This window comes from Romboutsia sp. Marseille-P6047 (assembly GCF_900604535.1).
Taxonomy (GTDB): Bacteria; Bacillota; Clostridia; order Peptostreptococcales; family Peptostreptococcaceae; genus Romboutsia_E.
In genome coordinates this window covers 215,883-229,949 of record NZ_UWOT01000004.1, presented here as the reverse complement: position 1 = coordinate 229,949, position 14,067 = coordinate 215,883, and the positions used below count along the sequence as shown (strand labels likewise).

At 28.5% G+C, this 14,067-nt stretch carries 12 protein-coding genes and 1 other annotated feature; all 12 genes read left to right on the top strand.

All coding sequences use genetic code 11. The features are described from left to right. Window positions 1-72: 72 nt before the first annotated feature. Window positions 73-717: an endonuclease III gene (gene nth / locus EIH23_RS06060; protein WP_122639332.1), complete on the top strand. Its 645-nt coding sequence runs from the start codon at window positions 73-75 to the stop codon at window positions 715-717. Then, on the top strand, window positions 704-2,080 hold the full coding sequence (locus tag EIH23_RS06055; RefSeq protein ID WP_164488999.1) for a VanW family protein: 1,377 nt from the start codon (window positions 704-706) through the stop codon (window positions 2,078-2,080). Before nth ends, EIH23_RS06055 begins: the two co-directional genes overlap by 14 nt. A 117-nt stretch (window positions 2,081-2,197) precedes the next feature. Beyond that, on the top strand, window positions 2,198-2,668 hold the full coding sequence (gene trmL, locus EIH23_RS06050; protein ID WP_122639330.1) for a tRNA (uridine(34)/cytosine(34)/5-carboxymethylaminomethyluridine(34)-2'-O)-methyltransferase TrmL: 471 nt from the start codon (window positions 2,198-2,200) through the stop codon (window positions 2,666-2,668). Between the two features lie 51 nt (window positions 2,669-2,719). Continuing rightward, on the top strand, window positions 2,720-3,565 hold the full coding sequence (locus EIH23_RS06045) for a DegV family protein (protein ID WP_122639329.1): 846 nt from the start codon (window positions 2,720-2,722) through the stop codon (window positions 3,563-3,565). Between the two features lie 318 nt (window positions 3,566-3,883). Then, the gene (locus EIH23_RS06040) at window positions 3,884-4,924 is read left to right on the top strand and encodes a BMP family lipoprotein (protein WP_122639328.1); all 1,041 of its coding nucleotides are present in this window, start codon (window positions 3,884-3,886) and stop codon (window positions 4,922-4,924) included. A 135-nt stretch (window positions 4,925-5,059) separates the two neighbouring features. Next, entirely contained in the window at window positions 5,060-6,103 is a 1,044-nt protein-coding gene (locus EIH23_RS06035; RefSeq protein WP_122639327.1) for a BMP family lipoprotein, read from the top strand. A 414-nt stretch (window positions 6,104-6,517) separates the two neighbouring features. Next, complete coding sequence (locus EIH23_RS06030; RefSeq protein WP_122639326.1) at window positions 6,518-8,089, top strand: ABC transporter ATP-binding protein; 1,572 nt, start codon at window positions 6,518-6,520, stop codon at window positions 8,087-8,089. Continuing rightward, complete coding sequence (locus EIH23_RS06025; RefSeq protein WP_122639325.1) at window positions 8,079-9,167, top strand: ABC transporter permease; 1,089 nt, start codon at window positions 8,079-8,081, stop codon at window positions 9,165-9,167. The genes EIH23_RS06030 and EIH23_RS06025 overlap by 11 nt, the downstream gene beginning before the upstream one ends. Further along, on the top strand, window positions 9,167-10,102 hold the full coding sequence (locus EIH23_RS06020) for an ABC transporter permease (protein ID WP_122639324.1): 936 nt from the start codon (window positions 9,167-9,169) through the stop codon (window positions 10,100-10,102). Before EIH23_RS06025 ends, EIH23_RS06020 begins: the two co-directional genes overlap by 1 nt. A 172-nt stretch (window positions 10,103-10,274) precedes the next feature. Then, window positions 10,275-11,078 (top strand): putative sporulation protein YtxC, encoded by an 804-nt coding sequence (locus EIH23_RS06015; protein WP_122639323.1) that lies wholly within the window; start codon window positions 10,275-10,277, stop codon window positions 11,076-11,078. A 100-nt stretch (window positions 11,079-11,178) separates the two neighbouring features. Further along, window positions 11,179-11,781, top strand: coding sequence for a DUF445 domain-containing protein (locus EIH23_RS06010; RefSeq protein WP_122639322.1), 603 nt, complete (start codon window positions 11,179-11,181; stop codon window positions 11,779-11,781). A 56-nt stretch (window positions 11,782-11,837) separates the two neighbouring features. Next, window positions 11,838-12,066 (top strand) — a binding site (T-box leader). 54 nt (window positions 12,067-12,120) lie between these two features. Then, entirely contained in the window at window positions 12,121-14,040 is a 1,920-nt protein-coding gene (gene thrS / locus EIH23_RS06005; protein ID WP_122639321.1) for a threonine--tRNA ligase, read from the top strand. Window positions 14,041-14,067: the final 27 nt, after the last annotated feature.

Genomic DNA, 14,067 nt, shown 5'->3' with positions numbered 1-14,067 from the left:
TTTTATTTGTAATAGATTAGGAAATTTGATAGATAATATAAATAATAAGTTAAATTAAAGGGGAATAAAACTATGAAAGATGTAAATGAAATATTAGATAAACTAGAGGAATTATATCCTGATGCAAAATGTGAGTTAGATTATACAACTCCATTTGAATTATTAATAGCAACAATATTGTCAGCTCAATGTACAGATATAAGAGTTAATATTGTTACAGGTAAAATGTTTAAAAAATATAATACACCATATGATTTCAATAAATTAAGTGTTGATGAAATTATCAAAGAAATAAAAACATGTGGATTATATAAAAGTAAGGCAGAAAAAATAAAGCTAACATCCAAAATTATATGTGAGGAATATGATGGACAAGTTCCAAATACATTTGAGGAACTAGTAAAACTTCCTGGTGTAGGAAGAAAAACAGCTGGTGTTGTATTAAGTAATGCATTTAATGTACCTGCAATAGCTGTAGATACTCATGTTTTTAGAGTTGCAAATAGAATAGGAATAGTACATACTACTACTCCAGAAAAAACTGAATTTGCACTTATGAATACTATACCAAAACAAAGATGGTCACACTCTCATCATTTATTAATCTTTCATGGAAGGAGGATATGTAAAGCTAGAAAGCCAGAGTGTGGTGATTGCCATATAAAAAGCTATTGTGACTATTATAAAGAAGGGAATGACAACCTTGAAAAAAAATAAAATTATATCATTATTAATAGTAGCTATATTTTTTTTAGGAAATATAAAGTTAGTACAAGGTTTTGAAAGAGAAGGTAAAATTCATAAAAATATATATGTAGAGGACATAGACTTATCTAACTTAAGCAAAAAAGAAGCGAAGGATAAAATTACTAAAGTAATAAATGAAAATAATGAATTAATTTTAAAGTTTAGTGAAGGCAATTATAATATAAATAAGAATGATTTAGGTGTAAGTTATATGGTAAATGAAGCTATTGATGAAGCCTATAATGTATGTAAGGAAAATAAATTCCTTGAAGATATTAAAGTTAAAATAAATTTAGATTTAGGTAAGAAAAAAATAATAACCTTAAAATATAATTATGATGACCAAAAATTAAATGAATGCATAGAGAATATTGGTAATGAATTATATATATCTCCAGTTAATGCTACTATAAGGGTAGATAATGGAAAATTTGTAAAAACAAAAGAAGTATATGGGAGAAATATAAATAAAGATATTTTAAAAGAAAAGTTTATACAAAGCTTTGAAGATATTTATGTCAATTCAATAGATATACCAGAACAAAACATTGAACCAAAATATAAAGAAGATGAGTTATCTAAAATAGATACTGTATTAGGAACTTATGAAACATATTTTAATCCTAAAGTTATAAATAGGGTTGAAAATATAAAAATTGCATCAAATGCTACAAAAAATATACTTATTGGAAAAGATGAGGAATTTTCTTTTAACTCTATAATTATAAAATCTAAAGCAGCAAAGGAGATGAAGGAAGCTCCTGTAATTATAAATGGCAAAGTAGAAAAAGGATTGGGTGGAGGAATTTGCCAAGTATCTAGTACTATATATAATGCAGCACTTTATGCGGGTATGAATATAACTAATGTAAAAAATCATAGTATACCAAGTGCATATATTTCAAAAGGAAGAGATGCTACAGTATCACTAGGTGATATAGATTTTAAATTTAGAAATAAATTTAATACACCTGTCCTTATTTATAATGAAGTTTTTGATAATAGAATAGTTTCTACAATTTATGGAAATAAAGAGGATAAGAAAGAAATAGAGATAATAACAGAAGTAACAGAAACTCTTCCAAATAAAACTATTGAGAAAGAAAGTAAAGATTTATATGAAGGAGAAAGAGTTGTAGAACAAGATGGAAGGATAGGATATAAAGTTAGTACATTTAGGATATATAAATCTGAATCCCAAGAAAGAAAAGAGCTTATATATAATAGTTTTTATCCTCCTATGGATAAAGTTATAATTAATGGTTCAAAGAAAAAAGAAGAACATAAACAACCACATTATAAGGGTTTAAATATATTTACGGAATATGTATAATTTCTAATAGTAAGTAATAGTGTGATTATAAATATTTTCTGATATAATAATATTTAGAAAATAAAACCAAAATCAAAGTTTAAATAAAAAGTTTTTAAATTGGCTAGGAGGATTAGTATGTCATTAAATATAGTTTTAGTAGAGCCAGAAATACCACAAAATACTGGTAATATATTGAGAACATGTGCAGCTACAGGATCTACATTGCATTTAGTTAGACCATTAGGATTTTCGTTAGAAGATAAATATTTAAAAAGAAGTGGGTTAGATTACTGGGATATAGCAAATATTCAGTATTATGACAGTTTTGAAGAAGTAAAAGAAAAAAATCCAGATGGTGTATTTTTCTATTCAACAACTAAAACAAATAATTTCCACTCAGATATGAATTTTGTAGAAAATTCATTTTTAGTATTTGGTAAAGAAACGAAAGGATTACCTGAAGATTTATTAAAGGAAAATCCAGAAACTTGTATGAGAATACCTATGTTAGATCATGAAAGAGCAAGATCGTTAAACTTATCAAATGCAGTTGCGATAGCTGTATTTGAGGCTTTAAGACAAATTGGGTATCCAAATATGAAGTAAATTTAAAATATAGAATGTAAAGTATAATTTGATGAGGGGGTATAATGTATAATGAGTAACTTAAAAATTGTATGTGATAGTTTATCTGATATATCTATAGAATTGGTTAATAAATATGATATAGAAGTAATTCCACTTACTGTAATTATAGATGGAAAAGAATATAAAGATGGGATAGATATTGCAAAAGAAGAATTTTATAAGAGATTAAGAAAAGAACACATATATCCGAAAACATCTCAAGCTACTTACGCTCAATTTAAAGAAGTTTTTACAAAGTACGTAAATCAGGGGAAAGAAGTACTTTATGTTGCAGGTTCATCTACTGCAACAGGAACGTATCAAAGTGCTAATATGGCTAAGAATGATATAGATGGAAAGATTTATATGTATGATTCACAAAGTTTTTCTTATGGAATAGGTGTTTTAGTTGTAGAAGCAGCTAGGTTAGCAAATGAAGGTAAAACTGGAGAAGAGATAATTCAAAGGCTTCAAAATTTAAGAGAAAAATCCTATTTATTATTTTCAGTAGATACATTGGAATATCTGCAAAAAGGTGGTAGGATATCGTCAACAAAAGCAACTATAGCAAATATATTAAATATAAAACCTATATTAGATGTAAAAGATGGACTTGTATCTCCTGTAACTCAAGTTAGAGGTAAAAAAAATGTTGTATCTAAGATGATTGAACTGATAAAGGAGAATTGTGGTGATGACTTATCGGATCAAGTTATTTACATAGGATATAGTGATGATGAAAAAGAAAAATTAAAATTAATAGAAGCTGCAAAAGAAGAATTAAATCCAAAGGATATACAATTCTTTATGGTTGGTACTTGTATAGGTTCACACTCAGGTCCAGGAGTAACAGGAATTTTAACTTTTAAAAAATAAAATGTAGAATATATAAAATAGATGGTCTTAAAATAAATTATATTTTGATATCATCTATTTTAATTTTTTATAGAAAATATATAAATGAATTATAATTATTACTATTAAGAATATATAAAAGTTAGAAAAATAACTAAAATAATAAATAGTATGTAATAAAGGGCATAAAAACACATACTAATTAGACTTCTAACTATTAAGTGCAACACATATTTACAAAAAAATTAAAAAAAATACATAAAAAGTATGGCTAAAAAAGAAAAAATAGTGTAGAATGGAGTTAATTATTACATATATAGAATAATTTGGAGGAAATTTATGAAACTTAAAAAATTATTAGCACTAGGTTTAACTACAGTTATGACTGCTGGATTACTAGTAGGATGTGGTTCAAATTCAGGAGATGCTGATGCATCATCAGAAGATAAGGTATACAAAATAGGAATGATAACAGATACAGGTGGAGTAAATGACGAATCTTTCAACCAATCTGCTTGGGAAGGTCTTCAAGACTTAAAGAAAGAATATGGAGATAAGGTAGAAGTTAAGTATTTAGAATCAACTCAAGATGCTGACTATACACCAAATGTTGAAACATTTGTAGATGATGAATATGATTTAATAGTAGGTGTTGGATATAAATTAGAAGATGCAATAAAAAGCGCTGCTAAGTCTTATCCAGAACAAGAATTTGCTATAATAGATGCTGTTGTAGAAGCTGACAACGTAAACTCTTTAACATTTGAAGATAATGTATCTTCATTCTTAACTGGATTAGTAGCAGGTAAGATGACTGAAACTGGTAAAGTTGCATTTATAGGTGGTATAGAAAGTGATTTATTACGTACATTTGAGTATGGATACAAAGCTGGTGTCTTAACTGCAAACCCAGATGCTACAGTATCATCTCAATATGCAAACAGCTTCTCAGATGCTGCTAAAGGGAAATCAATAGCTAACCAAATGCACAGCGACGGAGTTGATATAATATTTACAGCTGCTGGTGCAACTGGAACAGGTGCAATAGAGGCTGCTAAGGAAAATAATAAAAAAGCTATAGGTGTTGACTCAGATCAATATAACTTAGCTCCAGACAATATGTTAACATCAGCTATGAAAAACATAGATGTTGCAATATTCAACTTATGTAAAGATATGGTAGAAGGTAACTATGAAGGTGGAAAAGTTATAGTTAATACATTAGCTACTGGAGGAGTTGGTATAGCTCCAACTAGTGATAAAAATGTAGCGCCAGATGTATTAAAATACGTAAATGAAATGGCTGAAAAAATAAAGAGTGGAGAAATAAAAGTTCCTTCAACTAAGGAAGAATTTGAAGCTCAATTTGCTCAAAACTAATTAAATAATTTATATAAAGAAAAAAACTACCCTAAGTTTAGGGTAGTTTTTTTCTTTATATAAATTATTGGATAAAAGAATTATAAAATGAGAAACCTACAATTATACATAAATTTCTTTCAAGGAGGTATAAGTATGAAATTAAAAAAACTGTTAACCTTTACAACATCTTTAATTTTATCAACATCTATGATGGTTGGGTGTAGCAACAAAGGTAATGAAAGCTCATCAGGTAATTCATCAAATGTTATAAAAATCGGAATGGTAACAGATACAGGTGGAGTAAATGATGAATCTTTTAATCAATCAGCATGGGAAGGTCTTCAAAGACTAAAAAAAGAATATGGTGATAAAGTTAATGTTAAATATCTTGAGTCTAAACAAGATGCTGATTATACTCCAAATGTAGAAACTTTTGTAGATGAAGAGATGGATTTAATAATTGGAGTTGGATATAAGTTAGAAAATGCAATTAAAGAAGCTTCTAAAAACTATCCAGATAATAACTTTGCTATAATAGATACACAGGTAGATGCAAAAAATGTAGATTCATTATTATTTGCAGATAATGAGTCATCATATTTAACAGGATTAATAGCAGGTAAAATGACTAAAACTGGAAAAGTAGGATTTATTGGAGGTATGGAAAGTGAAGTAATAAGTAAATTTGAATATGGTTATAAGGCTGGTGTGTTGGACTCTAATCCAGAAGCTAAAATATCCACTCAGTATACAAATAGTTACACTGATTCAGCTTTAGGAAAATCAATAGCAAACCAAATGCATACAGATGGAGTAGATGTAATATTTACAGCAGCAGGTGCATGTGGAACAGGAGCTATAGAGGCAGCTAAAGAAAATAATAAAATGGCAATAGGTGTTGATCAAGATCAAAATAAACTAGCACCCAAAAATGTAATTACATCTGCTATGAAAAATGTAGATGTAACAGTATATAATATATCAAAAGATTTATTAGAAGGAAAATATGAAGGTGGAAAAGTAATAGTAAGTACTTTAGAAACTGAAGGTGTTGGAATAGCACCAACTACAAAAGATAATGTTCCTCAGGATATATTAGATTATGTCAATGAAATTAAAAACAAAGTAAAATCTGGAGATATAAAAGTTCCAGCAACTAAGGATGAATTTGAAAAAACATATCCTAATAATAAATAGATAAAAAGCTTTCTTACTTTATGATTATTAATAAAATAATTATTTTGTAAGAAAGCTTATTTAATTAATAAGTTAATTAGAATACAGACTATTTATTATATGAAAAACTTATTGTTTATTATTTTTTATATGAAATTTAATTAAAAATAATTATGTAATTAAATTTAATCATAATGAAACAAATAGATTAGGAGTTTTATGGATAATATATAAGTATATACAATTATATTTACTAATTTTGTAAATAGTATATAACAATGATAAAAGAGAGAGGCTAAATTAATTAAAATAATTTAAATAATGTGCATCTTTTAAATAAAATACAAAAAAATGTCGAAAAAAGTTTGTTATATGAATTATATTTTAGTATAATAAAAAGTGCTGATTAGTAAATAAGGAGGGTAATAAAGAGCGATGAATAAAAGTAATGTGGATTACAGTCAAAAAGTTGTTGAGATGAAAAAGATAACTAAAAAGTTCGGAAACTTCGTGGCAAATGATAATATAGATTTGACTGTACATAAAGGAGAAGTACATGCTCTTTTAGGAGAAAATGGAGCAGGAAAATCTACACTAATGAATATATTATATGGTTTATATCATCCAACTTCTGGAGAAATACATATAAATGAAAAATTAGTAAATATCGATAACCCAAATGTAGCGATTGAAAATGGGATAGGGATGGTTCATCAACACTTTATGCTTGTTCAACCATTCACAGTAGCACAAAATATAATACTAGGTACTGAGCCAGTTAAAGGTTTAGGTGCTGTAGATATGAAAAAAGCTACTGAAGATGTTAAAGCATTATCGGAAAGATATGGACTATATGTAGATCCAAATGCAAAGGTTGAAGATATAACTGTAGGTATGCAACAAAGAGTAGAAATATTAAAAGCCTTATATAGAGGAGCTGAGATATTAATACTTGATGAGCCGACTGCTGTTCTTACACCTCAAGAAATAAATGAGCTTATGCAAATTATAAGAAATTTAACTAAAGAAGGTAAATCTGTAATAATAATAACTCATAAGTTAAAAGAAATAAAAGCAGCAGCTGATTACTGTACTATAATAAGAAGAGGTAAATATATAGATACAGTTAAGGTTTCAGAAACAAGCGAAGATGACTTAGCAGCAATGATGGTAGGTAGAGAAGTAAACTTCAAAGTAGATAAAGATGAACCTAAGTTAGGTGATGTTGTTTTATCAATTGAAGATTTAGTAGTAAGAGATAATAGAAATATAGCAGCTGTTGATGGATTATCATTAGAAGTTAGGGCTGGTGAAATACTAGGTATAGCAGGTATAGATGGTAATGGACAATCTGAATTAGTAGAAGCCCTTACTGGACTTAGAAAATCTGAATCTGGAAGTATAAAAATAAATGGACATGAAGTTATAAATAATAAGCCTATAGAAGTTTTCAAAAAAGGTATAAAAAATATACCAGAAGATAGACAAAAAAGAGGTTTAATATTAGACTTTACAATAGCTGAAAATACAGTATTACAAAATTATAAGGATCCTAGATTCTCTAAAAATGGAATTTTAAATAAATCAGCTATAGAAAAACATGCAGAAGAAATAATAAAAAGGTTTGATGTAAGACCTACGGATTATACTACAAAAGCGAGAGCTTTATCGGGTGGTAACCAACAAAAAATAATAATAGGTAGAGAAGTTGACAATATAGAGGTTTCAAGAGCAGCAACAAAAGAGCCACAATTATTGATAGCAACTCAACCAACTAGAGGTCTAGATGTTGGGGCGATAGAATTCGTTCATAGTTCTTTAGTTAAACAAAGAGATGAAGGAAATGCGGTACTTTTAGTATCTCTTGAATTAGATGAAGTTATGAATGTATCTGATAGAATCGCTGTAATATACGAAGGTAAAATTGTAGGTATAGTTGATGGTAAAGATGCAGATGAAAATACATTAGGATTTATGATGGCAGGAGGTGCAGAAGATGAGCAATAATAAGATTAAGAAAAAATCTGCTGCCAATAATGCTATTCTATTCTCACTAATATCAATAGTATTAGGTTTAATAGTTGGAGCAATAGCATTATTAATAGCTGGATTCAACCCAATTGATGCATATTCAGCTATGATAACAGGTGTAATTGGTAAGCCTAAATTCATAGCTTGGACTATAATAAGATCGACTCCGCTTATATTAACAGGTCTTTCTATTGCATTTGCATACAAGACAGGATTATTCAATATAGGAGCAGAAGGTCAGTTTATAATAGGTGCATTATTTGCAACTATAGTAGGTGCGGGTATTGAATTACCAGCAATAATACACATCCCATTAACTCTTTTAATAGCAGCAATAGCTGGTGCAGTTTGGGGTGGAATTGCAGGATGGTTAAAATCTAAATTTGGAATAAATGAAGTTATAGCTACAATAATGTTAAACTGGATAGCATTCTATTTAAGTAACTACTTAATAAGAACTAGCTTCTTAGCTCAAAATAATAGTGAAACTTCAATTAGTATACATGATAGTGCAAGCATAGGTATAGACTGGTTAAAAGGTTTAGTAGGTCCAGCTACTTCAGTAAACTGGGGAATAGTTATATCTATAGTAGTTATATTAATAGTATCATTCATATTATTCAAAACAACTTTAGGATTTGAATTAAGAGGTGTTGGACATAACATGTTTGGTGCAGAATACGGTGGAATAAACGTAAATAGATCTATACTACAATCTATGGCCATAGCAGGTTTAATAGCAGGTCTTGCTGGTGCAATACAAGTAATGGGTGTATCTCATAACATATCAGTATTAGCAGCACAAGAAGGTTATGGATTTGATGGTATAGCAGTAGCATTAATCGCTAATAGTAATCCAATAGGAGTTATATTCTCTGGATTATTATTCGGAGCATTTAAGTATGGAGGAACTAAAATGCAAGCCGTTGGAGCTCCTTCAGAAGTTGTAAGTATAGTTATTGGATCAATAGTTTACTTTATAGCATTAAGTAGTGTATTAAAAATGTTATATGATAAAATGAAAGAAAAAAGAAGTAAAGGGGGTAATGCATAATGCAACAATTAGCTTTAATAATCAGTACAACTTTAATGTACTCTACACCCCTTATATTTACAGCATTAGGTGGAGTATTTTCTGAAAAATCAGGTATAGTAAATATAGGTCTAGAAGGTATGATGGTTATGGGTGCATTTGCGGGTGCAGCATCAGGATACCTTTTAGGAAATCCATGGTTAGCGTTTATAATTGGTGGACTTGCAGGTGGATTATTTGCTCTAATCCATGCTATAGCAACAGTTAGTTTTAATGCAGACCATACAATATCAGGTGTTGCTATAAACTTACTTGCACCAGGGGTAGCATTATTTGTATCAAAAATAATGTTTGATGGAGCAACAATGACTCCAACAATACCAATGGAAAATAAGATACCAAGACCATTAAATGGATTATTTGAATCAGGAAGTATCTTAGATACTATATTTAACTCATATGCTACAGTTTATTTAGCATTTATATTAGTTTTTGTAGTATGGTATGTACTATATAAAACTAAGTTCGGTCTTAGAGTGACAGCGGTTGGGGAACACCCAGGTGCAGCAGATACTTTAGGTATAAATGTTACTCGTGTTAGATATGCTGCAGTTATAATATCTGGTATACTAGCTGGATTTGGTGGAGCATCCATGAGTTTAGCTGTTGTTTCATCATTCAGACCAACATTAATATCTGGTCAAGGATATATTGCTATGGCAGCAGTTATATTTAGTAAATGGAGACCACAATGGGCGATGGTAGCTTGTTTATTATTTGGTTTCTCAACTGCTTTAACTGTTTTCTTTGGAAATCCAGAATTACCATTTGTTATAAATGAAAACTTATTATCAATGATACCTTATATAGTAACTTTAATAGTACTAGTATTATTTGTTAAGAGTTCTAAGGCTCCATCAGCGCTTGGAAACCCATACAAAAAAGGTGAAAGATAATTAATATAAAACTCGTTATTTGTACAATATAGTACATATAGCGAGTTTTTTTATTATAAATAAAAGAGAATAAATATAGTTTAAAAATACTATTTATTGAAATAATAAACTATAAGATAAGATTTTATTATTAGCTAATCCTCTTTTATATAGTTAGAAAGGGGCGATACATTTGACCAATAAAGAAATTCATATAAGTTTCTCACCTCATCCTAGGATTAAGGCCCAAGAAATTTTGGAATCTAAGGAAGTAGATAAAAATGTGAGTTTAAATGGAGGTATGGTAGAATTAGTAATCAATCTTGATATGAAAAATGATATTGACTTAGAGGAGATAGGACAGGAAATTACCGATTTAATAATATGTATAGTAAAAGATAAATACTTAAAAGAATATATAGATAAAAGATACAAGGATAGTTATTTAAATGAGCTTGATATTATATATCAATATTCATTAGAAGTCTTTAATCGAATGGAAAATTTAATTAAAGATAGTATTCTAACGAAAGTATCTAATTATTTAAAATATGAAAATTACATAAATATAGAAGGTTTTTTAAAATTTAGGTTAAAAGAAGTTATTGTGTATTTATCTTCTATAATAGAAATTGCAATAGAGGAATATCAAGAGGAAAAAGACCAAAGTGAGTTTATAAATGTGCTAAAGTATTTTGTAGATATGCAAGATACTAAAATAGATTTACTTGTAGTGAATATATTAGAGGATAAAACATTTAAATTGTATGATAGTCAAGGTAAAAAAATAGATAATCTTGATAATGAAGACATTATAAATATGGTTATAAAAGAAGAGTTAAATTATGAAGATTTTTTAATAAGCACATTACTAGCGCTTTGTCCTAGAAAAATAAAGATACTAGATTATTTAAATGATAACTCGTCTAAATTGGTAATTGAAACTATAAAATCTATCTTTGAAGAAAGAGTTAGCGTTATATCAAAATATAAATAGTTATATATATTGATAGTAAAAAAATTCTTTTTTTAATTTATCATAAGCTTTATAATTGTATATATCTAAAATAAATATACAACATTATAAGGAGATTTTTATGAGCAATATATTAAAAGTGATGCTATTAGCAAGTATTGGTGGAGTTATTGGATACATAACTAATGTTTTAGCTATAAAATTAATATTTAGGCCAATACAACCTATAAAAATACCGATATTAAACTTTGAAATAATAGGTCTTATACCGAAAAGAAGGAATGAAATATCTAAAAATATAGGTGAAATAATTCAAGATGAGTTTTTATCTATGGATGAGATACTAGAGAGTATAATGACCGAAAATGATAAAGAAAAAATTATAGAATACATAAAAGAAAAAATAAATAATATAGCACAAGAAAAAATGTCTTTTGTACCATTTCCAATAAGAGGAATGATAGAAGGATATATTATGGATGCAGTTGACTCAGAAGTAAGAGTTGCTATAAATGAGTTAAGTGAAGAAATGATAAATAAAGCGAAAGAACGTATAAATATACAAGAAATGGTAGAAACTAAGATAAATGAATTAGATCTATACGAGCTTGAAGATTTAATTATAAGAGTTGCTAAAAAAGAATTAAAACATATAGAAGTATTAGGATTAATATTAGGATTTTTAATAGGGATAATACAAGGCATTATCGTAATATTCATATAAAATATTAAGGTTGATACAAATTTTACTATCTGATATAATAGTGATAATAACTCAAGATTATTGCTAAGATAAGGACGAGTAAAGTAGAACTAATTTACAGAGAGGAAGGGTCATCGGCTGTAAGCCCATCTAAATATAGCTATTTGAAAACTACCTTTGAGCAGAACTTATTAGCATAAATTTATGTGAAAGTGTTCGGTTGACAACCTTATAGTCAACAAGAGGATTTATATTATTGTTATAAATCAACTTGGGTGGAACCACGAATTAATACTCGTCCCAATATTTTTATTGGCGACGAGTTTTTTTAATATATAAAATAAATAGGAGGCACTAGGTATGATAAAGATTACATTAAAAGATGGATCTGTAAGGGAATTTGAAAATGAACTTTCAGTTATGGAAATAGCTAAATCTATCAGTGAAGGATTAGCTAGAGCAATAGTTGCAGCTTCTGTAAATGGTAGAGTTGTAGGACTTGACTACATAGTAAAGGAAGACTGTGAATTAAACTTATTTAAATTTGAAGATGAAGAAGGTAAAGATGTATTTAGACATACATCAGCTCATATGTTAGCACAAGCTATAAAGAGATTATACCCAGAAGCTAAGTTTGCAATAGGACCAACTGTTGAAAATGGATTCTATTATGATATAGACTTAGAACACAGATTAATTAATGAAGATTTAGAAAAACTAGAGAAAGAAATGAAAAAAATAGCTAAAGAAGATGTAGCTATAGAAAGATATGAATTACCAAGAGAAGAAGCTTTAGCTTGGGCTAAAGAAAATTCAGAAATATATAAAGAAGAACTTATATCAGAATTACCTGAAGGGGAAGTAATATCATTCTATAAGCAAGGTGATTTTACTGATTTATGTAGAGGACCACATTTACCTTCAACTAAGAAAGTTAAAGCTGTTAAGTTATTAAGTGTTGCAGGTGCATACTGGCGTGGAGATGAAAAGAATAAAATGCTTCAAAGAATTTATGGTATATCTTTTGAAAAAAATAAAGATTTAGAAGAATACCTACACATGTTAGAGGAAGCTAAAAAGAGAGACCACAGAAAATTAGGTAAAGAATTAGATTTATTCTTTATACCAGAAGAAGGTCCAGGTTTCCCATTATTTTTACCAAAAGGTATGGAACTTAAAAATGAATTATTAAAATTCTGGAGAGAAATACACAGAGCAGATGGATACCAAGAAATAGAAACTCCAATAATATTAAATCAAAAGCTATGGGAGACTTCTGGACACTGGTTCAACTATAAAGAAAATATGTATACTGTAGATATAGATGACCAACAATTTGCTATAAAACCAATGAACTGTCCAGGTTCACTAATATACTATAACTTTAAACCACATTCATATAAAGAATTCCCAATGAAAGTTGCGGAACTTGGTAGAGTTCATAGACATGAATTATCTGGTGCATTACATGGACTTATGAGAGTTAGAGCATTTACTCAAGATGATGCTCATATATTCATGTTGCCAGAACAAATAAAAGATCAAATAAAAGGTGTTGTAGATTTAATAGATAGAGTTTATAAGACTTTTGGATTTGAATATCACTTAGAGTTATCTACTAGACCAGAAAACTCAATAGGAAGTGATGCAGACTGGGAGATAGCTGAAAATGGATTAAGAGAAGCTTTAGAAGATCTTAACTTATCTTATATATTAAATGAAGGTGATGGAGCATTCTATGGACCTAAAATAGACTTCCATTTAAGGGATTGTTTAGGTAGAACATGGCAATGTGGAACAATACAATTAGATATGCAGTTACCTCAAAGATTTGACATAACTTATGTTGGTCAAGATGGTGAAAAGCATAGACCAGTAATGATACACAGAGTTGCTTTTGGAAGTATAGAAAGATTTATAGGTATATTAATAGAACACTATGCTGGTAAGTTCCCAGTATGGTTAGCGCCAACTCAAGTTAGAATACTTCCTATATCAGATAAATATAATGATTATGCTAATGAAGTTAAAGATACTTTATTTGCAAAAGGTATAAGAGTTGAAATAGATGATAGAGCTGAAAAAACAGGATTTAAAATAAGAGAAGCACAACTTCAAAAAATACCATACATGATAATAGTAGGAGAAAAAGAAGAAGCGGATAAGACTATATCTGTAAGATCAAGAGATAAAGGCGAAATAGGAGCTGTATCTGTAGATGAATTCGTTAACACTATAACTGAAGAAGTAGTAAATAGAGTAAATGTAGAACAGTTTTAATTTAATAAAATAAAAATAAAAATCCAC